The organism is Streptomyces sp. NPDC005263 (genome assembly GCF_042872365.1).
Lineage (GTDB): Bacteria > Actinomycetota > Actinomycetes > Streptomycetales > Streptomycetaceae > Streptomyces.
Genome location: NZ_JBIAKJ010000005.1, coordinates 586546 through 611390 on the forward strand (window position 1 = coordinate 586546; position 24845 = coordinate 611390).

The 24845-nt window shown below is 71.4% G+C and carries 26 protein-coding genes; 14 read left to right on the forward strand and 12 right to left on the reverse strand.

Annotated features, from left to right (window positions below; genetic code table 11):
* Nucleotides 1-21: 21 nt before the first annotated feature.
* From ACFYRY_RS25100 to ACFYRY_RS25110, 3 genes are all read left to right on the forward strand, one after another.
* On the forward strand, nucleotides 22-1386 hold the full coding sequence (locus ACFYRY_RS25100; RefSeq protein WP_389149715.1) for an FAD-dependent oxidoreductase: 1365 nt from the start codon (nucleotides 22-24) through the stop codon (nucleotides 1384-1386).
* 296 nt (nucleotides 1387-1682) lie between these two features.
* Nucleotides 1683-2564: a hypothetical protein gene (locus ACFYRY_RS25105; protein WP_389149718.1), complete on the forward strand. Its 882-nt coding sequence runs from the start codon at nucleotides 1683-1685 to the stop codon at nucleotides 2562-2564.
* A 96-nt stretch (nucleotides 2565-2660) separates the two neighbouring features.
* Complete coding sequence (locus ACFYRY_RS25110; protein ID WP_389149721.1) at nucleotides 2661-3782, forward strand: hypothetical protein; 1122 nt, start codon at nucleotides 2661-2663, stop codon at nucleotides 3780-3782.
* A 51-nt stretch (nucleotides 3783-3833) separates the two neighbouring features.
* Here ACFYRY_RS25110 and ACFYRY_RS25115 read toward each other — a convergent pair whose 3' ends face one another.
* Entirely contained in the window at nucleotides 3834-4481 is a 648-nt protein-coding gene (locus tag ACFYRY_RS25115; protein WP_389149724.1) for a hypothetical protein, read from the reverse strand.
* A gap of 194 nt (nucleotides 4482-4675) precedes the next feature.
* On the opposite strand from ACFYRY_RS25115, the gene ACFYRY_RS25120 reads away from it, so the two are divergent.
* From ACFYRY_RS25120 to tgmB, 3 genes are all read left to right on the forward strand, one after another.
* On the forward strand, nucleotides 4676-4969 hold the full coding sequence (locus tag ACFYRY_RS25120) for a YkvA family protein (protein WP_389149727.1): 294 nt from the start codon (nucleotides 4676-4678) through the stop codon (nucleotides 4967-4969).
* Nucleotides 4970-5101: 132 nt separating this feature from the next.
* A complete protein-coding gene (tgmA, locus tag ACFYRY_RS25125; RefSeq protein ID WP_389149730.1) occupies nucleotides 5102-5293 on the forward strand; it encodes a putative ATP-grasp-modified RiPP in 192 nt (63 codons plus the stop codon).
* A 16-nt stretch (nucleotides 5294-5309) separates the two neighbouring features.
* Nucleotides 5310-6293 carry an ATP-grasp ribosomal peptide maturase gene (gene tgmB, locus ACFYRY_RS25130; protein ID WP_389149732.1) on the forward strand — a complete coding sequence of 328 codons (984 nt, stop codon included), beginning with the start codon at nucleotides 5310-5312 and terminating at the stop codon, nucleotides 6291-6293.
* Between the two features lie 22 nt (nucleotides 6294-6315).
* Here the strand turns inward: tgmB and ACFYRY_RS25135 are convergent, their stop codons facing one another.
* The 4 genes from ACFYRY_RS25135 to ACFYRY_RS25150 all read right to left on the reverse strand — a co-directional run bounded on the left by ACFYRY_RS25135 (nucleotide 6316) and on the right by ACFYRY_RS25150 (nucleotide 8610).
* Nucleotides 6316-6546, reverse strand: coding sequence for a hypothetical protein (locus ACFYRY_RS25135; protein ID WP_389149735.1), 231 nt, complete (start codon nucleotides 6544-6546; stop codon nucleotides 6316-6318).
* A 427-nt stretch (nucleotides 6547-6973) separates the two neighbouring features.
* Nucleotides 6974-7249 carry a DUF5133 domain-containing protein gene (locus tag ACFYRY_RS25140; protein WP_389149738.1) on the reverse strand — a complete coding sequence of 92 codons (276 nt, stop codon included), beginning with the start codon at nucleotides 7247-7249 and terminating at the stop codon, nucleotides 6974-6976.
* A gap of 188 nt (nucleotides 7250-7437) precedes the next feature.
* Entirely contained in the window at nucleotides 7438-7983 is a 546-nt protein-coding gene (locus ACFYRY_RS25145; RefSeq protein ID WP_389149741.1) for a hypothetical protein, read from the reverse strand.
* Between the two features lie 27 nt (nucleotides 7984-8010).
* Complete coding sequence (locus ACFYRY_RS25150) at nucleotides 8011-8610, reverse strand: ATP-binding protein (RefSeq protein ID WP_389149744.1); 600 nt, start codon at nucleotides 8608-8610, stop codon at nucleotides 8011-8013.
* A 205-nt stretch (nucleotides 8611-8815) separates the two neighbouring features.
* Between ACFYRY_RS25150 and ACFYRY_RS25155 the strand changes: the two genes are divergently transcribed.
* Entirely contained in the window at nucleotides 8816-9046 is a 231-nt protein-coding gene (locus ACFYRY_RS25155; RefSeq protein WP_389149748.1) for a DUF397 domain-containing protein, read from the forward strand.
* Nucleotides 9047-9146: 100 nt separating this feature from the next.
* The gene (locus ACFYRY_RS25160) at nucleotides 9147-10061 is read left to right on the forward strand and encodes a helix-turn-helix domain-containing protein (protein ID WP_389149751.1); all 915 of its coding nucleotides are present in this window, start codon (nucleotides 9147-9149) and stop codon (nucleotides 10059-10061) included.
* A gap of 122 nt (nucleotides 10062-10183) precedes the next feature.
* On the opposite strand, the gene ACFYRY_RS25165 is transcribed toward ACFYRY_RS25160, so the two are convergent.
* Together ACFYRY_RS25165 and ACFYRY_RS25170 are read right to left on the reverse strand one after the other, a co-directional pair.
* The gene (locus ACFYRY_RS25165; protein WP_389149754.1) at nucleotides 10184-11002 is read right to left on the reverse strand and encodes an SAM-dependent methyltransferase; all 819 of its coding nucleotides are present in this window, start codon (nucleotides 11000-11002) and stop codon (nucleotides 10184-10186) included.
* A 139-nt stretch (nucleotides 11003-11141) separates the two neighbouring features.
* Nucleotides 11142-11999, reverse strand: a complete 858-nt coding sequence (locus tag ACFYRY_RS25170) for an aldo/keto reductase (protein ID WP_389149757.1) — start codon at nucleotides 11997-11999, stop codon at nucleotides 11142-11144.
* A 336-nt stretch (nucleotides 12000-12335) separates the two neighbouring features.
* On the opposite strand from ACFYRY_RS25170, the gene ACFYRY_RS25175 reads away from it, so the two are divergent.
* A complete protein-coding gene (locus ACFYRY_RS25175; protein WP_389149760.1) occupies nucleotides 12336-13217 on the forward strand; it encodes a Gfo/Idh/MocA family protein in 882 nt (293 codons plus the stop codon).
* 93 nt (nucleotides 13218-13310) lie between these two features.
* Here the strand turns inward: ACFYRY_RS25175 and ACFYRY_RS25180 are convergent, their stop codons facing one another.
* Nucleotides 13311-14207, reverse strand: coding sequence for a GNAT family N-acetyltransferase (locus ACFYRY_RS25180; RefSeq protein ID WP_389149762.1), 897 nt, complete (start codon nucleotides 14205-14207; stop codon nucleotides 13311-13313).
* A 292-nt stretch (nucleotides 14208-14499) separates the two neighbouring features.
* Here ACFYRY_RS25180 and ACFYRY_RS25185 point away from each other — a divergent pair, with 292 nt between their 5' ends.
* Nucleotides 14500-15600, forward strand: a complete 1101-nt coding sequence (locus ACFYRY_RS25185; RefSeq protein ID WP_389150284.1) for a PP2C family protein-serine/threonine phosphatase — start codon at nucleotides 14500-14502, stop codon at nucleotides 15598-15600.
* A gap of 3 nt (nucleotides 15601-15603) precedes the next feature.
* On the opposite strand, the gene ACFYRY_RS25190 is transcribed toward ACFYRY_RS25185, so the two are convergent.
* Nucleotides 15604-17829 carry an MMPL family transporter gene (locus ACFYRY_RS25190; RefSeq protein ID WP_389149765.1) on the reverse strand — a complete coding sequence of 742 codons (2226 nt, stop codon included), beginning with the start codon at nucleotides 17827-17829 and terminating at the stop codon, nucleotides 15604-15606.
* 206 nt (nucleotides 17830-18035) lie between these two features.
* Here ACFYRY_RS25190 and ACFYRY_RS25195 point away from each other — a divergent pair, with 206 nt between their 5' ends.
* The gene (locus ACFYRY_RS25195; protein ID WP_389149767.1) at nucleotides 18036-18242 is read left to right on the forward strand and encodes a hypothetical protein; all 207 of its coding nucleotides are present in this window, start codon (nucleotides 18036-18038) and stop codon (nucleotides 18240-18242) included.
* 120 nt (nucleotides 18243-18362) lie between these two features.
* A complete protein-coding gene (gene sthA, locus ACFYRY_RS25200) occupies nucleotides 18363-19766 on the forward strand; it encodes a Si-specific NAD(P)(+) transhydrogenase (protein ID WP_389149770.1) in 1404 nt (467 codons plus the stop codon).
* Nucleotides 19767-19780: 14 nt separating this feature from the next.
* Here the strand turns inward: sthA and ACFYRY_RS25205 are convergent, their stop codons facing one another.
* Complete coding sequence (locus tag ACFYRY_RS25205; protein WP_389149773.1) at nucleotides 19781-20311, reverse strand: DUF5709 domain-containing protein; 531 nt, start codon at nucleotides 20309-20311, stop codon at nucleotides 19781-19783.
* Between the two features lie 345 nt (nucleotides 20312-20656).
* Here ACFYRY_RS25205 and ACFYRY_RS25210 point away from each other — a divergent pair, with 345 nt between their 5' ends.
* Both ACFYRY_RS25210 and ACFYRY_RS25215 read left to right on the forward strand, forming a co-directional pair.
* Nucleotides 20657-22129 (forward strand): APC family permease, encoded by a 1473-nt coding sequence (locus ACFYRY_RS25210; RefSeq protein WP_389149775.1) that lies wholly within the window; start codon nucleotides 20657-20659, stop codon nucleotides 22127-22129.
* An 11-nt stretch (nucleotides 22130-22140) separates the two neighbouring features.
* Nucleotides 22141-23100 carry a hypothetical protein gene (locus ACFYRY_RS25215; protein ID WP_389149778.1) on the forward strand — a complete coding sequence of 320 codons (960 nt, stop codon included), beginning with the start codon at nucleotides 22141-22143 and terminating at the stop codon, nucleotides 23098-23100.
* 87 nt (nucleotides 23101-23187) lie between these two features.
* Here ACFYRY_RS25215 and ACFYRY_RS25220 read toward each other — a convergent pair whose 3' ends face one another.
* On the reverse strand, nucleotides 23188-23463 hold the full coding sequence (locus ACFYRY_RS25220; RefSeq protein WP_389150287.1) for a DUF6355 family natural product biosynthesis protein: 276 nt from the start codon (nucleotides 23461-23463) through the stop codon (nucleotides 23188-23190).
* A gap of 484 nt (nucleotides 23464-23947) precedes the next feature.
* The gene (gene prcB, locus ACFYRY_RS25225) at nucleotides 23948-24802 is read right to left on the reverse strand and encodes a proteasome subunit beta (RefSeq protein WP_389149781.1); all 855 of its coding nucleotides are present in this window, start codon (nucleotides 24800-24802) and stop codon (nucleotides 23948-23950) included.
* Nucleotides 24803-24845 lie beyond the last annotated feature (43 nt).

Consider the following 24845-nt stretch of genomic DNA (forward strand, 5'->3'; position numbering starts at 1 on the left):
GTCACTCGAAGGGAACTGATCATGCCCCGCCCCCTGCGGGTAGCAATCGTCGGAGCCGGCCCCGCCGGGATCTACGCCGCCGACGCACTGCTCAAGTCCGAAGTGGCCGCCGAACCCGGGGTGTCCATCGACCTCTTCGAGCGGATGCCGGCCCCGTTCGGGCTGATCCGTTACGGCGTCGCTCCCGACCACCCGCGCATCAAGGGCATCATCACCGCCCTCCACCAGGTGCTCGACAAGCCGCAGATCCGTCTCTTCGGCAACGTCGACTACCCGACCGACATCAGCCTGGACGACCTGCGCGCGTTCTACGACGCCGTGGTCTTCTCCACGGGCGCGACGGCCGACCGCGAGCTGTCGATACCGGGCATCGAGCTCGACGGCTCGTACGGCGCCGCGGACTTCGTCTCCTGGTACGACGGTCACCCGGACGTGCCGCGCACCTGGCCGCTGGAGGCGGAGAAGGTCGCCGTCCTCGGCGTCGGGAACGTCGCGCTCGACGTGGCGCGCATCCTCGCCAAGACCGCGGACGAGCTGCTGCCGACGGAGATCCCGCCGAACGTCCACGAGGGGCTCAAGGCCAACAAGGCCCTGGAGGTCCACGTGTTCGGGCGCCGTGGCCCGGCGCAGGCGAAGTTCAGCCCGATGGAGCTGAGGGAGCTGGACCACTCCCCCAACATCGAGGTGATCGTCGACCCCGAGGACATCGACTACGACGAGGGCTCGATCGAGGCCCGACGCGCCAACAAGCAGGCCGACATGGTCGCCAAGACCCTGGAGAAGTGGGCCATCCGCGACGTCGGCGACCGGCCGCACAAGCTGTTCCTGCACTTCTTCGAGTCGCCGTCGGAGATCCTCGGCGAGAACGGCGAGGTCGTCGGCCTGCGCACCGAGCGCACCGCCCTCGACGGCACCGGCAACGTCAAGGGCACCGGCGAGTTCAAGGACTGGGACGTCAGCGCGGTCTACCGCGCGGTCGGCTACCTCTCCGACAAACTGCCCAAGCTCCCCTGGGACATCGACTCGGGCACGGTCCCGGACCAGGGCGGCAGGGTCGTCCAGGAGAGCGGCGAGCACCTCCAGTCGACGTACGTCACCGGCTGGATCCGGCGCGGGCCGGTGGGTCTGATCGGGCACACCAAGGGTGACGCCAATGAGACCGTGGCCAACCTGCTGGACGACTTCACGAGCGGCCGTCTGCACACGCCGTCGTCGCCCGCTCCGGAGGCCGTGGAGGCGTTCCTCACCGAGCGCGAGGTCCGCTTCACCACCTGGGAGGGCTGGTACCGGCTGGACGCCGCCGAGAAGGCGCTGGGCGAGCCGCAGGGCCGTGAGCGCGTGAAGATCGTCGAGCGTGAGGACATGCTCCGGGAGAGCGGCGCGTAGGAACGCGTGAGCCCGGGCGAACAGGGCCCGCCCCAATGCGGATGGTGGGCGGGCCCTGTCCAGGGGAGCCATTGTGCGGGGGCCGCCTCGTGCGGGGCAGGAGTGAGCGCCCACCGACCGGAGTGGCTGTCACGCACCCCGCTCGCACGGCACGCGCCCCGGGTGCGGGCGGCCGCGCAGGGGCCGCGCGCGGGGCCCGGCCGCACATGACCGAAACAGGTCGCATGGCGCCCGGCCGACAGGGCAACCGGCACACACGTCAAAGCGTCACCTCCCGACTTGAGAGGGTGTGTGCGGTGTCCAGGACGCGTGTGGGAAGTGCCGTCGCCGTGGTGATGCTCGTCGCGGGGGCGGCCGGTTGCGGCGGTACGGGCGACACGGCCGACGCGGCGGGCAGTCCGTCGAGCGGGCCGGAGAAGACGGACGACTCGCGCGTCGTCCGTGCGGCCTACGACAGGACCAGGGCGGCGGACACGGCCAAGCTGACCGTCTCCACCAAGGCGGTGGCCGACGGTCAGAGCGTCACCGCCCAGGGCACCGGTGCGGTGGACCTGGCCAAGGGCGACAGCCGGATGACCCTCGTCTCTCAGGGCAGCCGGATCGAGCAGCGGGTCGTCGACGGCATCGTGTACCAGAAGCCACCCGCCGGGCAGCGGGGGCCGCTGCCCGAGGGCAAGACCTGGATGAAGATCGACCCGGCCCGGCTGGCACGCTCCGGATCCGGTGACGCGCGGGCGAGCGACCCGGTGGAGCCGTTCGGATACGTCGAGAAGCTCGGCTCCGGCAAGGTGACCAGGATCGGCACCCGGACCCTGAACGGCACCCGCACCACCCACTACCGGGTGAACATCGATGTGTCGACACTGGCGCGGGGCGACAGCGGTCAGGCACGGGAACTGCGCAGGCAGCTGGGTACGTCGTCGGTTCCGGTGGACCTGTGGCTCGACGAGAAGGGGCGGCTGCGGCAGGAGACCGTGCGCCTCGCCCTGCGGCCGCTGCGGGACAGCTCGCCGACGGACCGCGAGGACACCCGGGTGACCAGCACGACGACCCTGCGATTCGACGACTTCGGTACCCGGGTGAACGTGGAGCCGCCGCCCTCGGCCCAGACGGCCGACGTGACCGCCGAGCTCTCCGACGCAGCGACGTCGTCGCAGCAGTCGCCCCAGGCCGGCTGAGCGCGCCGGTCCGCCTCGGGGACCCCCGGTGATCGTCGAAGCGGGCGTGCGACGATACTGAAAGGCGCACGTGCCCCTCCGCCACCAGATGGACTCATGCCGATCTCCCCCGCCGCCCGTCCCACCCACCCTCCGACGGTGTGGCTGGCCCGCGGCCGCCACACCGGATCCGACCCGCTGGACGTCGTCTGCCGCACTCTGCAGCGGCGCAAGGACGCGGGCACCATCGACGACTTCCTGGAGCCCCCCGAGGCCGAGGACGCCCCGAAGGCGGTCTTCGAAGCCCGTTGGCGGGTCCCCGACGGGGTGACGGTCCGGGCCCGACTGACGGTTGTGCGCGTCGCGGACACCGAAGCGCACACCGAAGCGGACCGCGGAGCGGAGTGGGTACTGGCGGCGGAGGCGGAACAGCCGTGGGACCAGCAATGGCCCTCACCCGCCATCGTGTTCTGGCCGGACGCCCCGGACGCCGACTGGGACCACGACATCCCCACCGGGCTGCGTCTGCGGGACGTCAACCGCCTCCCCGAGGACGACAAGGCCATGCGCCGGCTGTTCCGGGACGCGGTGCGCGGCAGCTGGAACATCCACGTCGTGGTGCACGAGGCGATGACCCCGGACGACCGCGGCCGACGGGCCCTGACCCCGCTGCTCCCGCAGAGCCTGCGGCACCGGGTGGTCGAGCACCGCGCCGCGCCGCAGCAGCTGCGGGCCGTGAACTGGGCCCTGAAGGAGACCGGCGTGCAGGTGCCGCGGGGCGGCGCCGTGATCCTTCCCGCGGCACCGGGCAAGGTCGCCCGCGACCAGGACGAGTTCGCCGTACGCAGTGTCTTCCTCGACGGCTCCGAGCCCTCGGACCTGGTCGACGCGCTCACCCGGTTCGCCGCGGAGCCGAGAGCCCTGCCGGACGGGGGCGAGGACGCGGTGACCGCGCTGCGGGAGCAGTGGCACCTGCTGACCCTGGAGGAGGAGCTCGTCCGCGAGCGGGCACTCGTCGCCATGTACGCCGAGGCGCTGGACTCCATGACGAAGTCCCGGGACCTGTACCGGGAGGCAGCCGAACGGGCCCACGAGGCGCTGACCGCGTACCGCGAGACCGCGGCCGCCCTCCCCGAGCCGCCGCAGCCGTCCGCCGCGCCCACCGCCTCCCCGCTCCAGCAGCTGACCCGCACCCTGGAGCGTTTCAAGGGCACCCCGCGGACGAGGGACACCCCCTAGGGGGCGGGCGGGACCTTGCGACCACCCCCCAGGGCGGTGGACGAAGGGTGGTCAGTCCGCGGAGCGGGTGGCGTCGGCCGTCGGCCGGGCGGTCGTGCCGCGCGGCGACTGCCATGTCAGGCGGGCGACCAGGGAGGCCAGCGCCGTCAGGGACGCGACGACCCCGGCCGTACCGGCGAGCCAGGACGGCGCGAGGGCGAGGTCCAGCGCCCGTGACAGCCCGGCCGAGTGCACCAGCGTGCCCTCGAACAGCTGACCGGCCGCCACCGCCGCCGGGACCACGACGGCCGCGGCGAGCGTCGGGACGGTGGACCGTACCGCCAGCACCAGCGCCAGGAACACGCACAGGACCGACACCGCGAGGGCGAGGCCGTAGACCCGTGCGGACGCGCCGTTGCGGTACAGCGGGAAACTGAGCGCCCCGCACACCGCCAGGACCACGACGGCGAGCCGGGCCTGGGGGGACGGCGGAGCCGTCGGCCCAAGGCGGCTGGCGGCGATGCCGACGGGGCGCACGGGGACCGCGCCGAGTCCGAGCGACACAGGGCCCGCCTCGACCGGCGGCCGGGTCAGCAGGGCGTGTATGTCGGCGGGGTTCGACTCAGGTGATGCAGGGCCGGTGGTCATGCTGAGCTCCAGGGGCAGGGTGTTCCCGCGGTCGACGCCCCGACGTACGACACGCGGTGGTACGTCGACCATTTCTAGGCTCCCCCGCGGCTGCGTGCCACCCGGGTGACCCAGTGGTGGGAGCGGGGCGTCGGCGGGCGTACGCGCCCCGGTCGCGCGCCCCTCGCCCCAGCGGCACGCGGTCGGCGGGCAATACCGTCGCCGGTAGCGGGAATCCGAGAAGTGGCGGCCGTGGACGCGGCCCGCCCCGACGAGGAGGACCGCCCGTGGACACGACCACCGGAGTGTTCGTCGCCGTCGCGATCCTCGCGGCCCTGGTGCTGGCGGTCGCGATCGCCCTGCTGGTGCGGCTGGTGCGGGCCCGGCGCAGTCTGCGGCGCGCGGGTCTTCCGACGGGACCGCGCTGGGTCTTCTGGGGCGCGTTGCTGTACTTCGTGCTGCCGACGGACCTGCTGCCCGACCCGGTGTATCTGGATGACATCGGCGTACTGCTTCTGGCGCTGCGCACCCTTCGTGCCTCCCCCGAGGGGAGCGATCCCGGCGCGCCGAAGCGACTGTGATCACGCAGCGTAAGGAAACCAATCACCCGTTCGACTCGTATAAGTCTCTGGGAGCCCGTAGAAGTCGGCAGCCATGGGGGGCTGCGGAGGCTACCGCCGTTCGATCGAGCAGCACCGCTAAGGGGAGAGACGATGCAACCGTTCGCGCTCAACTACGCACGCCCGGCACCGGAGTTGGAAGCCACCACTCCGTACGTCTACGACTCCGGGCGGCAGTTGAACGTACTCTTCGACGGGCGGATCGCCGCCCGCGACCACAGCCTGATCAGGGAGTTGGGGACCACCACGTCCACCGCGGGCTCCAAGACGCACTTCGACGACTGAACACGAGCCGCGACATATGACCGTGTTGATTCTGACCAGTGAAGAGGACGTGACCGCGGACATGGTGGTCGTGCACCTCAACGCCACGGGGGTCCCGGTGGTCCGGCTCGACCCCGCCGACCTGACCGGTGAGGTCGCCCTGTCCGGTGAGTACGTGCACGGGGCGTTCCGCGGCCATCTCTCGGCCGCGGGCCGCCTGGTGAGCATCGGCGGGCTGCGTTCCGTCTGGGTGCGCAGGCCCGGAGTCCCGGCCGTGCGGGCCGCCGCGCCCTCCTCCTGGCTGACCGAGGAGTCGACGCAGGCGCTGTACGGCATGCTGCGGAGCAGTGACGCCCGCTGGATGAACCATCCCGACGCGGCCCGCCGGGCCCGGCACAAGCCCTGGCAGCTGCGGCTCGCCCAGCGTTCGGGGCTGCCCGTGCCGGCCACGCTCATCACGACGTTCCCGCAGGCGGCTCGGGAGTTCGCGGAGCGCTACCCGGATCTGGTGGTCAAGCCGGTCTCGGGCGCCCATCCGCAGGATCCGCCCCGCGCGGTGCCGACCAGCAGGGTCGCCCCGGACACCGACTTCTCCGCCGTCGCCTACGGTCCGACGCTGCTGCAACGGCGGATCGCCAAACGGGCCGACATCCGCCTCACGGTGGTGGGCGAGCGGATGCTGGCCGCCCGGAAGCCGACCGCCGCCGACGCGGATCCGGACGAGGTCGATGTGCGGTTCGCGGTGAACACCGCGTCCTGGTGCCCGACCGACGTTCCGCCGCGCGTCGCCGACACCGTCCGGGCGTATCTCCGGGACGCGGAACTGGCCTACGGCGCCTTCGACTTCGCCGAGGACGCGGACGGCACCTGGTGGTTCCTGGAGTGCAATCAGTCGGGACAGTTCGGCTTCGTGGAGGTGGACACCGGCCAGCCGATCGCGCGGAGCGTCGCGGAGTGGCTGACGGATCCCGAGCCGGATCGACCGGGCCGGGTCAACGGAACGGACCGGGCGGTGCGTTGAGGTCCGGGCCGGGCGTCCGGGGTCAGTAGGGGCGTGGGCCGGGCAGCGCCGCCCGCTGCCAGCCCGCGCCGGGGGACGCCGGACGGTCGGTGGGCAGGCCGGGATGGGAGCCGGGTCCGGCGCCGAAGGACTGCAGCGGGCGCATGGCGTACTCCAGTTCCCTGGCCACGCGCTCGGCCTCCCTGCGTGTCTGAGCGGGGACGTCGCCACGCTCCGCGACGAGTCGGTCGTAGATGGGGGAATCCTGGAACACCCGTCAACGCGCCTTTCGAGTCACTGCCCATCAGCACGGGCACGAGTGCCGAGTGTAGGCGCCCTCACCCACCGGAAGGCGAATTCCGGTGGAGGACTTGACGCCGGGTAGGAACGGCGGTGATCGCTCGGAAGCCGGTCGCGGGCCCGGCCGGACGGTCGTCCGGCCGGTGACGGTCGCTCACAGCAGAGTGAACAGGCCGCCACACATGGCGAGTTGGATCAGGTTACGGCGCTCGGCGGTCCCGTCTGCGTCCATCCGCCCAAGGAGTCGGCTCTGGCGGAGCAGCACGAAGGCCACCAGGATTCCGGCCCCGCGCCGCGGTCAGGGCGATGGAAATCACGAACCCATGGGGCCGGTGGGCCCCCGTCCCGCAGCCGCTCCCCCGGGACCTGTCCCGGGGGAGCGGCTGCGGGACGGCACGGTGTCACACCGCCAGCCGCAGCCCGTCTTCCTCCCCGTCCGCATCCGTCGCGTCCGGTGCCGTGCGTCCGGCGGCGATGAGCAGGGCGTCCGCCTTGGCGACCGCCTCGTGGATGTTGGTGGCTCCCACCATCACACAGAGCGTGTAGGTGACGTCGTCCAGTTCACGTGCGATCGCCTCCCTGTCCCTGTGCGCCTGGGCCCTCTCCGCCTGGGCGATCCGCAGCGATGCGTACCGAGTCAGCAGCTTTCTGACGACCTTGGGGTCCGGAACGAGCACGTAGCGCCCCTCTCTCGAGTTTTGCGCTCCGTATGCCCGAATGGTGGCGGACCATTCACTTCCGGTGCCGTACCGCGCACAATTGGCGCAATAGCATTACTTCCTGCCCGGCGTACGCACCCGCTGTCGTCATGCGCCCCTCGTGCGCCGGCGGGCGAGCCGCCGCTGTGCGGGCGCCGGGCCGGGGCTCACTCCCCCAGGGTGCGGGCGAGTTCCGTGGTCGCGCGGGCGATCTCGGTGTCCGCCTCGGCCATCAGCCCCCGCAGGGCGCCGCGCCGGTCGCGGACCGCCTGCCGCGCCTCGCGCTCCCACACGACGTGGTTCTCACGGTGGTTGAGCAGCTTCGGGTAGACCGCGGCCGTGTTCTCCCACTGCCGGGCGGCGGCGATGTTCCTGAGCAGCTCGATGATCTCGGCGCGGCAGGTGACCTGGGGCAGTTGGGCGAGTTCCCACAGGAAGGGGACCGTGGCGGCCGTCGCCTGTTCCACGACGAAGCCGTACTGGCAGACGCGTCGGCGCAGTTCGGTGAGGGCGGCTCGGGCCGTCTCCGGGTCGCCGCAGGCCACGGTGCTGAGCAGCAGGGGGATGGCGGCGGCGCTACCGGTGGAGTCCTGGATCTCGCCCCACGGCACCCGGTCCACAGCCGTCAGGGGCGCGGTCCTGGCCACCCCGGAGGGCGGCTCGTGGGGGTCTGTGCGCTCGGTGCTCTGCTGGTGCTTCGGAGCGGTGCGCATGGCGTGGGCCTTTCCGCGACGGTCATGTCAGATGGGAGGGCGGGTCGACAGCCTGGCCCAGACGGTCTTGCCGGCCGGGGGCTTCAGGGTCCAGCCCCATTCCTCGGCCAGGGCGTCGACGATGAACAGGCCCCGTCCGTGGTCCAGGAGGGCGGAGCCGTCGGTGGCCGTGCACTCGGGCGGATCCTCTCCGCAGTCGGTGACGGTGAGCAGTACGTCGGCGAGGCCGGGGCCGGGCACGATCCCCAGCCACACCTCCGCCTCGCCCACCGGGGCTCGGGGTACCGCGTGCGCCACGGCGTTGGCCGCGAGCTCGGTGATCACGAGGGCGGCGTCGTCGCCGCGGTGACCGAGCGACCAGCGGCACAGGGTGTCCCGGGTGAACGCCCGGGCCAGGGCGAATCCCTCGGCGCTGCATCCGATGCGCAGTGCGACGGCGTCCGGGGCGTCACTCCGGGGCGTCTGGCCAGGGGTGTTCCGCCTCTCAGTCGCCGTACCCGGGGACGACGGCCTGCCGAGGCCCGCCGGACGCCGCTGTGACGGGAGACCGCCGACGAGGGGCGCTCCCCCTGTGCCGGGCACGGCCTGGCCCGGCTGCCGGAGCACGTGGTTCGCAGGTGACGGCACGGCATCTCCCTGATGCGACGTCAAGAGGGGGCGTCATCCGAGGGGTTGACGCCCTGGCTATTATCCACGCAGAAAGCATCCTCGTGCAATTGCACGAGAAATTGCACGAATTCAGGTGGGACTGGAGGGACCGGGGGAACCCGTCCGTGCACCCGGACGGCCGGGCGCTGCGCCCGGCGGAGACGTGAACACCAAGGAGAGTGCGGTGCCACCAGTGCGGAACGGAGTGCGGGCGAGTTCGCTGGACGCCCGCTGGATCAAGAGCCGGCACAGCAACGCCGAGGGCAACTGCGTGGAAGTGGCCACGCTGCTCGACGGGGAGGTCGCGATGCGCAACTCCCGTGACCCCGACGGCCCGGCGTTGATCTACACGCCGGCCGAGGTGGCGGCGTTCGTCGCCGGAGCGAAGGAGGGCGAGTTCGACCACCTGCTGTGAGCCGGGCGGTCAACTTCCGTACGTCTGCGTGGAGATACGGTGCGACACTACGCAGTGCGATAGTCTGAGTCGTCTCTGTGCCGGTTTAATGGGAGCCAGGATGTCCCCCGAGTCGCACCGCGTCTCCCGCCTACAGCCCTACCTGGACCGGCCCGAGCCGGCTCCGACCCTGCTGAAGATGCTGGTGGGTGTGCAGTTGGCGGGTTTCCGCGAGGACGCGGGGCTCACGCAGGAACAGGCGGCGCGAGCCCTGAAGTTCAGTCCGGCGAAACTGTCACGCATCGAGTCGGGCAAGGGCAGGCGGCCTCCGGCCGAGACCGACGTCCGTGCCCTGCTGGAGCTGTTCGGCACCGACGACTACGAGGCGTCGGTGCTCCTCAAACTGCTCCAGCGCGCGGGTGAGCCGGGCTGGTGGCAGCGCTACGACAAGCGGTTGATGCCCGAGTGGTTCGACCGTCTGGTGGGCCTCCAGGAGGCGGCGGCCGCGATCCGTACCTTCGAGATCCAGTACGTGCCCGGGCTGCTGCAGACGCCCGACTACACCCGGGCCGTGGTGGAGCGGGGGCTGCCCTCGGCGCCCGAGAGCGAGGTGCGGCGCCGGGTCGAACTGCGCACCCGGCGGGCGCAGTTGCTGGAGCGTGCGGAGGCTCCGCAGTTGTGGGCGATCCTCGACGAGTCGGTGCTGCTGCGGGTTCTGGGCAGTCGTGAGGTGATGCGGGACCAGCTCGACCATCTGATCACGATGGCCCAGCGCCCCCAGGTGACGGTGCAGATCGTGCCGTTGGACGTGACGAACGCGTCCGCCCCGGCCATCCCGATCACCTATCTGCGTTTCGGCGGTCTCGACCTGCCCGACGTGGTGTATCTGGAGCACATCAAGAGCGCCAACTTCCTGGAGGACCGCGACGAGACGGAGGAGTACCGGCTCGCCCTGGACCGGCTGGCCGACGACGCCCTCGAACCCCGGGACTCGTTGCGGCTGCTGCGGGAGACCAGGGAGCAGCGCTACGGCTGAGCGTCGCGCCGCCGGCTCCCGCGCCAGGCACCTGGAACGCCCCGTCACGGGACCGAGAAGGTCGCGTGACGGGGCGTCGTGGCGCCAGGGCACCGACGGACCGCTGGGGGGGCGGCGTCGGGTCAGACGATGCGGGCGACGCCGCCGAACTCGATCCACTCGTGGGAGAGTTGACGGGGGGCCACCTCGGAGTCGGGCCGCCAGGTGGAGACCTCCACCAGGCCCGGGTCGAGGATCTCCGTGCCCTCGAACCACTCGGCGACCTCCTTCTCCTGGCGCACCCGGCCCCAGTGGCCCTGGGTGGCCTGGTCCATGAAGTCGGTGACGAACGTGCGGACCTCGGGGTCCTCGCTGACCAGCTGGCACATCACCATGAAGCTGCCGGGCGCCAGCCGTTCGGTGACCCGGCGGACCACCGCGAGGGGCCCGTCCGTGTCGCTGTCGGGGATGCAGTGCATGACCGAGTTGAACAGCACCGCGACCGGCTGACTGAAGTCGATCAGACGCCGGGTGTCGGGGTGCGAGAAGATCTCGTCGGTCTCCCGCATGTCCGCGTGGATGACGGCGGTGCGCTCGTCCTGCTCCAGCAGGGCCCGGCCGTGGACCAGCACCATGGGGTCGTTGTCCACGTAGACGACGTGCGTGCCCGGATCGATGCGCTGGGCGACCTGGTGGACGTTGTCCTGGGTGGGCAGGCCTGAGCCGTGGTCGAGGAACTGCCGGATGCCGTGGTCGGCCGCCAGCACCTTCACCACACGTTGCAGGAAGCGCCTGTTGTTCACGGCCAGCCGGCGGGTGCTGGGGACGACCTTGTCGAGTTCCTCGCACGCCGCCCGGTCCGCCGCGTAGTTGTCCTTGCCGCCCAGATAGTGGTCGTACATCCGCGCGGCCGTGGGTACGGCGGCGTCGATCGACGTGGACAGTTGCTTACCGGTCTGCATCTTTCCCCCAGCTTCGTGCCGCGCCAACTGGCCTGGCAGGACAGGGAGTCCATCCTAGTCAGGTGGCAGACACCGGGGGCCGAATGTCGGCCGATGCCGGTCCGGGCCCGCGGCGGCCGCGACGCAGAACCGGGCGGGGTCAGGCGGCGTCGAGTTCCGCGAGTTCCTCGGGGGTGAGCACGAGGTCGGTGGCCGCGGCCGAGTCGCGGACCGTCTCGGGCCGGCTCGCGCCCGGGATCGGTACCACCACCGGCGACTTGGCGAGCATCCAGGCCAGGCAGACCCGCTGCGGGCTCACTCCGTGGGCTGTCGCGATCCGGTCGAACGGGGCGTGGGCGGAGCCGAGTTCGCCGGCCCGGGAGATACCGCCGAGCGGGCTCCAGGGCAGGAAGGCGATGCCCAGTTCGTCGCACAGGCGCAGTTCCGGCTCGCTGGAGCGGAAGGCCGGGGAGAACTGGTTCTGTACCGAGACCAGCCGGCCGCCGAGGATCTCGTTCGCCTGACGGATCTGGTCCGGGTCGGCGTTGGATATGCCGGCCATGCGGATCTTGCCCTCGTCGAGCAGGTCACGGATCGCGCCCACCGAGTCCGCGTAGGGCACCTTCGGGTCCGGGCGGTGGAACTGGTAGAGCCCGACGGCTTCCACGCCGAGCCGCCGCAGCGAGGCCTCGCAGGCGGCCCTGAGGTGCTCGGGGCTGCCGTCGAGGGTCCAGCTCCCGTCGCCGGGGCGCAGATGGCCGCCCTTCGTCGCGACCAGGACATCCCGGCCGCGGTCGTGGGAGGCGAGTGCCTTGGCGATCAGGGTCTCGTTGTGGCCGACCTCGTCGGCGTCCCGGTGGTAGGCGTCCGCGGTGTCGACGAGGGTGACGCCGGCGTCGAGTGCGGCGTGGATCGCGGCGAGGGAACGGGTCTCGTCCGGTCGTCCCTCGATGGACATGGGCATGGCGCCCAGGCCGATCGCGCTCACTTCGACATCACCGATACGGCGGGTGTGCATGACCTCGTGACCTCTCTCGGCTGTCCGGCAATACCGACGGCGTCCGACGAAACCCGGGCGGGGCGCCCACCACGACGGACACGCTCCAGCCTCGCTGGCCCGCACCCCGACGGTCCAATAGAGGATCGAGAACGGATTCAGCACCCGGGCCGCTGAATCCCGGCGGCCGCCCGGACCGCGGTGCGCCCCGCCCGGTGACCCGGCGTTCCGGGATCCCGAGGTCAGGGGCCGAAAGGTCTTGCGCGGCACCACCAGCGATGTGAAACGCTCGCCCCGACCGGTCCCCCACCCGCGCCGGTCATCACGAGGTCGTATCGGCGTGGAGAGGCAAGCGGTATGCGCATAGGACTGCTCGGCACCGGCCCCTGGGCCCGGATGGCTCACGCCCCCGCCCTGAGCGAACACCCGGGGCTGGACTTCGTCGGGGTGTGGGGCCGCCACCCGGACCCGGCCAAGGAACTCGCCGACGTGCACGGGGTACGGGCGTACGACGACGTGGACGCGCTGTTCGCCGACGTGGAGGCCGTGGCCGTCGCGCTGCCGCCGGACGTGCAGGCGCCGCTCGCGGCGCGGGCCGCGCGGGCGGGCTGTCATCTGCTGCTGGACAAGCCGCTCGCCATGACGGTCGAGCAGGGGCGGGCGGTGGTCGACGCCGTCGAGGACGCGGGCGTCGCCTCGGTCGTCTTCTTCACCTCCCGCTTTCTGGCCGAGACCGAGGCGTGGATCACCGAACAGGCGGGCGTGGAGGGCTGGTTCACCGCGCGGGCGCAGTGGCTGGGCTCGGTGTTCACGAGCGACAGCCCGTTCGCCGACTCGCCTTGGCGGCGCGAGAAGGGCGCCCTGTGGGACGTGGGACCGCACGCCCTGTCCGTGCTGCTTCCGGTGCTCGGCGATGTCCGGCGGGTGGCGGCGGCCGCGCCCGGCCCCGGGGACACCGCGCATCTGGTGCTGCACCATGCCGGTGGCGCGTCGAGCACCCTGACCCTGAGCCTCACGGCGCCGACCGCGGCGGCGGGCACCGCGGTCGAGCTGCGGGGCGAGGCGGGTGTGACTGCCCTTCCGGAGAGCTCCGAGGGGTTGGGGCCGGCCGTCGCCCGGGCCGCGGACGCCTTGCTGGAAGCCGCCCGCACGGGTCGCCCGCACGCGTGTGACGCCAGGTTCGGTCTGCGGGTCACCGAGATCCTGGCGGCGGCCGAGGCCCTGCTCGACGAGGCCTGAACCTGACGGGAGCCGCACCGGCGCACCGGCGGCCGGCATGCCACCCGGCACTGACAGACGGACCGGGCCGCCTGTCGGTGCCGGGCGGCCGTCTCAGCCGGTGCGGCCAGGGAGGTACTGCACGCGTTCCCGTACGACGGGATAGCCGGCCTTGCTGAAGTTGGCGGCCATCGGGAAGTTCCCCTGATCAGTGGCGGCGGCGACGAACTCCGCGCCCCGCTCGACCAGGAAATGGGTGCACTCCGCGACGAGGTCGTAGGAGTAGCCGTGTCCCCGATGGTCGGGCAGGACCCCGATGAAGCCGACGCAGGGGCCCGAGGGGTTGTGCGCCGGGATGTGGATGCCGACCGGCTGCCCCTCGGGCGTGTACGCGATCTGCCACCACTCCCGGGGCGACGGGCACCAGTGGAAGAAGTCGAGTTCCTCCTGGGCGGCCCGGTCGAGGCCGCCCTCCTCTATGGCCTTCAGGGCGTGGGCGTCCAGGGTGACGGAGTGGATGCGGCGCAGGAGGTCGCGGAACACCTCGTCGTCCGGTTCGGACCGGAACTCCAGGCGTCCGGGCCGATCCGGCAGCCCGCACTCCGAGGTCCACCGGTACAGGAAGCGTTCCACGAAGAGCTCGTATCCGGCGCCGCGTAGGGCGGTGACGCGGCTCTCGGTCGCGGCACGCGACACGGGGTCCTCGCGCCAGCCCGGGGGCAGGCTCATTTCGAGTTCGACCTGCCAGGGGGCGGTGCGCAGGAGTTCGGCGCCCGCCTCCTCCTCGCCTTCGGCCACGTCGAACCAGTTGATGTTGAGGGGCTCGGTGTCGTCGGGGCCGCCCCACCAGGCGCCGCGCGCCACGACCTCACCGTCGCGCAGGGCGACCCGCTTCCAGTCGGGGCGGTGCCGGGTGAGCCGGTGTCCCTCGCGGGCGTTCAGCGGGTCCGGCATGGTGTCGAAAAGGGGGGCGTCACGCTCGTCGAGCGCGCGGATGACCAGATCGGTCACGTGTTCCTCCGGGATGCGTACTGCGCGGAGCGCTCCCGGTCAGATGTGGCACGCCGGGGCAACGGGAAGGGAGCGCTGGGTGGTTGTGGACTTCACGGCACTCGCCTCCTTCCTTCGCTCGGGCGTGAGCCTCACCGTACAGGGCCCCAGCGGCCCATGCAGCCGAATTACCGCGCGCTGAACCTGCGAGGGCAGGACAGGGCCCATCGGGACACGGCTGACCCTCTGGTCCTGCCGGCGCCCCGGCATGCGGCGCGAGGGGCGTCGTAGCAGCGTAGGGGGTGTGAGCAGAGTGCGCGGTGGGCGGTCACGCCCGGAGCGGGGCCCGCAGGGCTGGCTGCGGGGCGGCGCGCCGCCGCCGGGCTGGGTGCGGGCGCTGCCGGCCGCCCTGCTCGTCGGTGTGTGCGCGGCGACCCTGATCAGCCCCGACCCCCTCGACATCGGTTTCCTGCTGGGTGCCATCCCGCCGCTGGCGGTCCTGTCCTACGGGCCCGTGGCGACCGCGGTGCTCGGCGGGCTGGTGCTGGCGGTGCTGAACATTCCCGCGTTCCATCTGAACGATCCCGGCGACACCGATGTGCTGACCGTCGGCTTCGTCGCCGCGCTGAGCGTGTTCGTGTCGTTCGTCCGCAGTCGTCGGGACGCCCAGCTGCTCACCGAGCGTGCCGTCGCCGAGGCGGCGCAGCTCGCCGTCATGCCGCCGCTGCCGCCGCGGGTGGGGTCGGTGCGGTGTGCGGGCCTGTACCGGGCCGCGCAGCGCGGGACGCTGGTCGGGGGCGACTTCTTCGACGTACGGCAGGGGCCGTTCGGGGTGCGGGCCGTGATGGGCGATGTGCAGGGGCACGGACTGTCGGCGGTGGCGACGGTCGCCTCGTTGCTGGGGGCGTTCCGGGAGGCGGTGCTGGACCAGCCGGACCCGGAGTCGGTGGCGGCCCGGCTGGACCGGCGGCTGCTGCTGGACTCCGCCCGGACGCCGCACTCGGAGCTGTTCGCGACGGCGGTGCTGCTGGACTTCGCCGCGGACACGCGGGCGGTACGGATCGTGGCGTGCGGCCAGTCCGGGCCGTTGCTGCTGCGCCGTGGCCGGCTGGTCGAGATCGAGCTCGCCCCGCAGCCGCCGCTCGGTCTCGGGCTGCCCGACGGGGGGCCGCCCGTCGGTCTCACCGTGCCGCTGGAATCCGGGGACCTGCTGTTCCTCGCCTCCGACGGGGTCACCGAGGCGAGGGACGCGGCCGGGGCGTTCTACCCGCTCACCGACCGGCTCTGCGGCTTCGCCGCTGAGGACCCGGCCGCGCTGGCCCGCCAGGTCTGGACGGACGTCCTGAGGCACGGCAGGACCCTCCAGGACGACGTCACGATGCTCGTCCTCGTGCCCGGGCCCCCGGGCTCCTGACGGTCACCCCTGTCGGCCCGCCCCCTCGGCGTCGATGTGCGGGAGGATCCGGTCCAGCCACCGCGGTGTCCACCAGGCGTGCGGTCCCAGCAGGGTCATGACGGCGGGCACCATGAGCAGCCTGACCACGGTGGCGTCGATCAGCACGCTGACGGCCAGGCCCAGCCCCAGCATCTTCACGACGATGTTGTCGCTGATGATGAACGCCGCGAACACGCTCACCATGATCAGGGCCGCGCAGGTGATCACTCGGGCGGTGATCTCCAGGGCGTGCGCGACGGAGTCCTTGGCGTCCCCGGTGCGCAGCCAGACCTCGTGGACGCGGGAGAGCAGGAAGATCTCGTAGTCCATGCTGAGCCCGAAGATGATCGCGAACATCATCATCGGCACATAGCTCTCGATGGGCACCTTGCCGTGCACGCCCAGCGCGGGCCCGCCCCAGCCCCATTGGAAGACGGCGACGACGACGCCGTACGAGGCGGTGATCGACAGGACGTTGAGGACGGCGGCCTTGACCGCGACGAGCAGGCCGCGGAACACGGCGAGGATGATCAGGAAGGCGAGCGCGACGACGACGGCGATGATCAGGGGCAGCCGGCTGGCGACGATGTCACGGAAGTCGACCTGGGCGGCCGTGGTGCCGGTGACGTAGCCCTTGGCGTCGTAGCCGGAGACCGCGTCGGGGAGGGTGTGGTCGACGAGGCGGTTGGTCAGGTCGGTGGTGTCGGCGTTCTGCGGGGAGACCTCGGAGTAGACGGTGGCGAGCAGCAGGTCGCCGTCGCTGGTGGGCATCAGCGGGGTGACGGTGCCCGCGCCGGGCACCGTGCTCAGGGTCTTCCCGGCCTGGGAGGCGAGGGCGGAGCGTTTGTCGGACGGGACGGACGTCTGGTCGATGACGACGGTGAGGGGGCCGTTGGAGCCGGGCCCGAAGGCGTCGGTCATCAGGTCGTAGGCCCGCCGGTCGGTGAAGGAGGTCGGGTCGGCGCCGTCGCCGATGTGGCCGAGCTGGATGGAGAAGACCGGGATCGCGAGGATCGCGATGACGACCACACCGGCGCCGAGGTACTCCCAGGGCCTGCGCTCGACGCGTTTGGCGTAACGGTGCCAGGTGCCGTGCGGGGCGGATCCCGGTTCGGCGTCGGTCTCGGCGACCGGCTCGCGGACGTGGTAGCGGTCGATGTGTCTGCCGATGAGCCCGAGGAGGGCCGGCACGAGGGTGAGGGCGCCGACGACGGCGGTGACGACGGTGACGGCGGCGGCGAGTCCGAGTTTGCCGATGAAGGACACCCCGGACGTGTACAGGCCCATGAGGGCGATGATCACGGTGGTGCCGGAGACGAGCACGGCACGGCCGCTGGTGGCGGCGGCGAGCCCGGCGGCCTCGGCGGGATCGGCGCCGTTCATCACGTTCTGCCGGTGCCGGGTGATCAGGAAGAGGGCGTAGTCGATGCCGACGCCCAGACCGATCATGGTGGCGAGGGTCGGCGAGACGGTCGCGAAGGTGAAGGCGGCGGCCAGCAGCCCCAGGCAGGCGAGCCCGACGACCACGCTGATCAGGGCGGTGAGCAGGGGCAGTCCGGCCGCGATGACGCTGCCGAAGCCGATGAGCAGGACGACGACGGCGACCGCGAAGCCGATCAGTTCGCTGACCCGGTCGTCCGCGTCCGGACGGGCGAGCTCGCCGAGCGAACCGCCGTACTCGACCTCGGCGCCGGCCGCCCGCAGCGGCTGGACGGCGTTGTCGACGCCGGTCAGGTAGTCGTCGCCGAGGGTGGAGGGCTGCACATCGAAGCGGACGGTGACATAGGCGGTCCGGCCGTCGCTCGACACCGGGCCGACCTTCGACGACGTCACGGAGAGCGGGTTCTGGGCCGAGAGCACATGCGGGAGCTTCTCGAGGTCACCGACGGTCGTGGACAGCTGCGAACTCAGCGCGCTCACGGGCTGCTGGTCGTCGTGCAGGACGATCTGGCTGCTGTAGCCCCCGGCCTGCGGGTCGTGCTCCTTCAGCACGTCCAGGCCTTCCGTGGACTGCACGCCCGACAGCTGGAAGTTGTCCTCGTAGGTCCCGCCGACGGCTCTGCTGACCACCTGGAGGGCGACGACGGCCACCAGCCAGGCGATGATCACGACCACGAAGTGCCGCGCGCACCACTCCCCCAGCCGCCGCAGACCCCCCGGAGCCACGCTGTCCGCTTCCCCCTCTTCGGTTGTCCTGGTTGCTGGCATGCACGGGCCTCTTCTGCCGGCCGGGTCTTCGGTCATCCCCATTAGACGCCCGAGTGATCGTCCGGGCATGTCGGGCGCCCGAGGGCCGGGCCGGGTGCCGCGGGCTCCCTCGGGATGCACGGGGCGCCCGGGCGTTGAATGGTGATATCGGGCCCGGTGAGGGAAACCGGGGTCGAGGAACGATCCGGATCCGAGGAGCAGACATCATGCCGACGTCACAGCCCGACGCGTCCGACCCGTCCGAGGACCGCACCACCCCGGACGCCCTGCTGCACGCCCGTACCGGCACCGACGTGTCCCCCGAGGACGTGGTGCTCGCGTCCGGTATGGACCTCACCCCGCACAACCTCGAATGGGCCAGGCGCAAGCTGGCGGCGGAGGGCCCTGCCGCGCTCGACAAGCTGCTGCCGTAGCGGACCGCGACGCGGTGGCGTGTGCCGCCGCGGGCCCGGCGGGCCCGGCCCGGGACTCGGGGTCGTCGTTTGTCCCTCCGCCCTATCGAAGGGGGCGCCGGGACTGACAGACTCCTGAGGGTGCCCGACTTCGACATGCTCGTCATCGGATCCGGACCCGGTGGTCAGAAGGCCGCCATCGCCGCGGCCAAACTGGGCCGCCGGGTCGCCGTCGTCGACCGCCCCGACATGGTCGGCGGGGTCTCCATCCACACCGGCACCATCCCCTCCAAGACCCTGCGCGAGGCGGTGTTGTACCTCACCGGTCTCAGCCAGCGCGATCTGTACGGGCAGAGCTACCGGTTGAAGGAGGACATCACCGTCGCCGACCTGACCGCCCGCACCCAGCACGTGGTCAGCCGCGAGGTCGATGTCATCCGCAGCCAGCTGTCCCGCAACGACATCGCCCTGTACGCCGGGACCGCCCGCTTCGTCGACGACCACACCGTCGCCCTGCGCGAGGTCACCGGCCAGGAACGCCTGATCAGCGCCGACCACTTCGTCATCGCCACCGGCACCCGCCCCGCACGCCCGGACAGCGTCGAGTTCGACGGGCGGACCATCATGGACTCGGACAACGTGCTCGCGATCGAACGGGTGCCGCGCTCCATGGTGATCGTCGGCGCCGGGGTCATCGGCATGGAGTACGCGTCGATGTTCGCCGCGCTCGGCAGCAAGGTCACCGTGGTCGAACGGCGGGCCGGCATGCTCGACATGTGCGACGTCGAGGTGATCGAGTCGCTCAAGTACCAGCTGCGGGACCTGGCGGTGACGTTCCGTTTCGGGGAGACGGTGGCGGCCGTCGAGCGTCATCCCCGGGGCACGCTGACCGTGCTGGAGAGCGGCAAGAAGATCCCCGCCGACGCCGTGATGTACTCGGCGGGCCGCCAGGGCCTCACCGACGACCTCGACCTCGACAAGGCGGGGCTGTCGGCGGACGCCCGCGGCCGGATCACGGTGGACGAGCACTACCGCACCGAGGCGGCGCACATCTACGCCGTGGGCGACGTCATCGGTTTCCCGGCGCTGGCGGCGACCTCGATGGAGCAGGGCCGGGCGGCGGCGTACCACGCGTGCGGGGAGCCGGCCCCGCGGATGCACAACCTCCAGCCGATCGGCATCTACACCATCCCCGAGATCAGCTTCGTGGGCCGGACCGAGGATCAGCTCACCGAGGACCGGGTGCCGTTCGAGGTCGGCATCTCCCGTTACCGGGAACTGGCCCGCGGGCAGATCATGGGCGACTCGCACGGCATGCTGAAGCTGCTGGTCTCGCCCGAGGACCGGACCCTGCTCGGGGTGCACTGCTTCGGCACCGGCGCCACCGAACTCATCCACATCGGACAGTCGGTGATGGGCTGCGGCGGCACCGTCGACTACCTGGTCGACGCGGTGTTCAACTACCCGACGCTCGCGGAGTCCTACAAGGTCGCCGCCCTGGACGCCACCAACAAACTCCGCCTGATCGACCGTATCGGGGACTGAGCGCCCCGCCCCGCTCAGTTCTCCTCGTCGCTCACGTATTCCAGGTCGTCCATGCCGTCCATGTCGTCCATGTCGTCCCCGGCAGTTTCCTCGTCCTCGACGACATGGACGGCGGCCTCTTCCGCCCCGGCGGCTCCCGCGTCGATGCCCACGTCGGAGGCGACAGCCTCCTTGGTGGTGTCGGGGTGGGCGCCCTCGTCCGGGGCGACGAGCCGGCCCGCGCGGTCGGCGCCCACCTCGCGGTCGACCGGTTCGCCCTCGCCGCCGGGGATGTCGCCGACCCCGTCCCCCATGGTCTCCGCGGCGTCCGGAACCTCCTGGGACAGTCGCTGGTCGAGACTCTCCCCGTCGTGCTGTTCGGCGGCCGTGGTGCCGTACTTGGTGACGCCGAGCGGTTTCTCCGGCGGGGAGTAGCCCTCGTCGAGGGTCTCGTCGTAGGTGCGCTCGTCGAGCGCGTCCTGGAGATCGAGCGGGCCCGCGTCCTCCTGCTCCTCGTTGGTTCCGGTGGGCTGGTACGCGTCGTCCGCCATCGGCTGCGTGCCCATGGGGCTGCCTCCTTCGTTCGCTGCGCGACCGGCTTGGCTCCGGTGCCCTGCACGCGTTTCCCGGTACGCGGAGCCCAATCCCGAACGTGGGACGGAAGTGGCCCAGGGGGCTCTCGGGAGGTTACTCCCCAGTCAACCTTGAATGTTAAATATGTGCCGCTATCATCACTCGAACACACGGTGTGACCGGCCGACGCCGCGGAGGCAGAGCCGATGTCCGCCACCCGCTTTGCGCCGCCCGTGCCCCGAGGCCACCCCTCTCCGGTTCTGGACGGGTCCCGCCTCACCCACTACGTCGCCGGGCCTGGTGGCCTCGCGTCGCGCACGACGGAGAGCAGCGCAACCATGAGCAATATGAGGGGCAGAGGGCTGCAGGCCAACGCCCTCGGGACGTTCGACACCGTTGTGATGGCGGTGGCGGGCAGCGCGCCGGCGTACTCGCTGGCCGCGACCACCGCGGTGCTGGTCGGCGCCGTGGGCCTGGCCAGTCCGGCCGCCCTGCTGTACTGCGCGATACCGATGCTGGGCATCGCGCTGGCGTTCAGCTACCTCGGCCGGATCGATGTGAACGCGGGCGCCAGCTACTCCTGGGTGGGGCGCACTCTCCACCCCTTTCTGGGCTTCATCAGCGGCTGGGCGCTGGTGATCTCGGCGACCATCTTCATGGTGGCCGGTTCACTGCCCGCCGGTTCGATGACGCTGGCCCTGTTCGACGACGGGCTCGCCGACAACACCGGACTGTCCACGGCGGTGGGCGGGCTGTGGTTCGTGGTCATGGTGCTCGTGGTGCTCGGCGGTGCCCGGCTGACCGTGCGCGCCCAGCTCGTCATGTCCGGTGTCGAACTGTCGATCCTGGCGCTCTTCGTGGTCCTCGCCCTCTTCCACAGCGGCAACGCCCTCGCCTTCGACTGGTCCTGGCTCGGGTTCAGCCACTTCGACGGCATGGGGGGCTTCGCGTCCGGCGCGCTCATCGCCGCCTTCTACTACTGGGGCTGGGACGTCACCAGCAACCTGAGCGAGGAGACCCGCAACAGCCGTCGTACGACGGGACTCGCGGGCCTGATCGGCGTCGGCATCGTCTTCCTGCTGTTCGAGGCGTTCACCATCGCGGTGAACATGATCCTCTCCGCCAAGCAGATCGAGGCGAACGACGCCAACGTGCTCTCGGTCCTCGGGGACGAGATCTGGCCCGGCTGGGGCGGCAAACTGCTCATCGTGGCGGTGATGCTGTCCACCATCGCGACGCTGGAGACCACCCTCATCCAGGTCACCCGTTCGCTGTTCGCGATGGGCCGCGACCGGACGATGCCGTCGGCGCTGGGCCGGGTCCACTCCCGCTGGAACACCCCGTGGGTCGCGATCGTGGTCGTCGGCACGGTGGCGCTGGGGATGCTCATCGCCTCCAACTCCCTGGGCTCGGTCGGTGACATCCTCACCGACGCCATCTCGGCGATCGGCCTGCAGATCGCCGTGTACTACGGGCTCGCCGGGCTCGCCGTGGTCGTCGCCTACCGCAGGATGCTGCTGACGTCGGTGTCCAACTTCGTCTTCGGCGGGCTGTGGCCGCTGCTGGGTGCCCTGTTCATGTTCTGGGTGTTCGTCGAGTCGCTGGGTGAGCTGAGCTCGGCCGCGATCACGATCGGGATCGGCGGTCTCGCGGTCGGCCTGATCCCGATGTTCTGGTACTGGCGGCAGGGCAGCGACTACTACCGGCCCGCGAAGCTGGACGCCTCCCGTGCCGTCGAGACGGACTACGTCCTCGAGGAAGCCGCAGGTCCGCGCACCCCGTTCCACGAGGGTCTGCCCACCGACTTCTGAGGGAGACCCCGATGGCGCGAGACCGTTTCGCTCCCCACTTCGACCCCGACTGTGGAGACACGGCCCTCACCTCGGCGCGCCACGACATCGTCATCGGCCGCTGGCAGGGACTGCGTGAACTGCTGTACACCACCGGCCCCGACTGGCCGTCCCGGGGCCACCGGGTGCGGCTGCTCGCCCAGGCCTGCGTGAGCAGTTCGTCGGTGGAGTCGTGGGTGGCCGCCGAGCCGCGTCGCGGGGACGCGCTGGTGCTGCGCGCGGCCACCGAGACGGCCCGGGCGTTCAGCCTGGCGATCGCCGCCGGCCGGGGCGCGCCGATCGACCAGCACCGCATCGACGGCGCGGTGATGGCCTGCCTGCAGGCCGCGGAGGCCTACCCGGAGGACCCCACGCCGTGGGTCTCCCTGATCTCGGTGGCCCGGCTGTACCCGGCGGGGGTGCGGGTGCAGGAACTGGAGCGCTGGTGGGACGAGTTGCTCGGGCGCGACCCGTACAACGTGGAGGGCCACCTGCAGATCCTGCACTACTACTCGTCGCGCTGGCACGGCACACACGGCCTCATGTACGACTTCGCCCGCGACGCGGCGGGAGTGGCCCCGGCCGGTTCCGCGCTGCCGGTGCTGGTGCAGTACGCCCGGGTCGAGGAGTTCCGGTTCGCCCAGGACGCCGCGCAGGACGGGCGGACGTCCGTGAGCCTCGCGCAGCACTGGAGGAACGACGGGGCCGTCAGTGATGTGTGGCGCACCTGGCAGGCCTGGATCGTGGGCCGGACGGAGAGCGAGGTGGCACCGGCCGAGTTGCGTGACGTCAACTACCTGACCCACGCGGCCTGTCACGCGGGGGTCCACGACGTCGCCGCCTCGTTGCTGCGGATGCTGGACCGGCGCGCCACCCGGACCCCGTGGTCGTACACCGGCGACGCGGAGAAGCAACTGGTCAAGTGGCGCAAGGAGTTCCGGCTGCGGGCCTGAGCCGCGTGCCCGGCGCAGGGGGCCTTCGTAGTGGTGGGGTGCTCCGTACCGTGCGGGAAGGACGGTACGGAGCACGGTGCGCACCGGTCAGCAGGTACGGCCGACGTAGTAGGCGCCGTCGATCTTGCTCGCCCCGCCCAGCCAGGTCGTGCCGGGCGCGACGCACCGCTCGTAGTCGGGCGCCCAGGCGACCTCCACCTTGATGACGACCCGTGAGCCGTCGGAGGTGCAGTGGTTGTAGTAGGCGTCCGAGCCGGTCTCGTAGAAACCGCACGGGTCGGCGGCCGCCGGGCCCGCGGCGGTGGTCACCGCGCCCATCGTGGCGAGCACGAGGGCGGCCGAACCGAGGGCGCTGGTCACCATACGAGGAACACGCAAGGGAATCTCCTTGGGCAGGGGAGGCAGCGGGCCGGAGCCCGGTCTGCCGATTCGGTGGATTTCCGCCCCAGGATCGTCGTCCCGCGGCCCACGATGTGATCATTCGCCGTGCCGTTCACCTGGCGAATCGTTCTGCCGCTAGGCCAGTGGTGTGATCGTTTCCCGTTTTCCCGCGCCGGGGCTTTCCCCTTGTCGCGAGGCCGCTGTTCGACCCGCCCTGACCCACTCCTGCCGCGTCATGGAGCCACGGACGCGGCGCCGGGCCGGGCCCCTCTCGGGGGCGGTCGCGGGGAGGAGGAACGGAGCGGGGTCAGGGGCGGCCGTCCTCGGGAGGTGGATCCTTGCCGTCGGGTCCTACGGCCGCGTCCAGCAGCCTGGTGGCATCCTTCGGGGGCTACAAGCCGTGTGCGGTAAAAGCCCGTGGCAGATCTTCCCCACGAGGGAGGAAAGCCGCCTGTCACGGCCCGTGTCAGGGCGCCGCGTTGGGTCCGTCGGGCCGGTTGCCGCGCTGCTCGACCATGTCGCGGCTCAGCGCTTCTGTCTCCGGTTCGGGCAGCCGCTCGAAGCCGTCCTCGGTGATGACGGAGACGATGGGGAAGATCCGGCGGTTCAGGTCCGGGCCGCCGGTGGCGGAGTCGTCGTCGGCCGCGTCGTACAGGGCCTGGAGCGCCGCCAGGGCGGCCTCGCGCCGGTCCATGCCCGGACGGAACAGTTTCTTCAAGGCGCCCCGGGCGTAGGGCGATCCGGAGCCCTCGGCGTGGAAGTCCGTCTTCTCGTACAGCCCGCCGGCGACGTCGAAGCTGAAGATGCGGCCCTCGCGGCCCTCGGGTGCGGCGGCGTCGTAACCGATGAGCAGCGGTACGACGGCGAGGCCCTGCATGGCCTGGCCGAGGTTCTGCCGGATCATGCCGGCCAGGCGGCGCGCCTTGCCGTCGAGCGTCATGGCGACGCCCTCGATCTTCTCGAAGTGCGTCAGCTCGACCTGGTAGAGCTTCACCAGGTCCACCGCGAGGCCGACGGTTCCGGCGAAGGCGACGGCCGTGTGCTCGTCGGCGGGGTGCACCTTCTCCAGGTCGCGCTGGGCGATCAGGTTGCCCATGGTCGCCCGTCGGTCTCCGGCGATCAGCACCCCGTCCCGGAAGGTGAGGGCGAGGATGGTGGTGCCGTGCGGGACCTGGTCGGGTGCGGCGGCCACGCCGTCCGGCAGGACACGGCGGGTGCTCAGGAGTCCGGGGCGGTGTGCCGCCAGGAAGTCGGTGAACGACGACGTCCCCGGGGTGAAGAACTCCTTTGGTAAGCGCCCGCCGTCCTCGTTCCACGTCATGGCCGTCCCCCCTCGTCTCGTCCGCGTACCGACAACGTGAGTC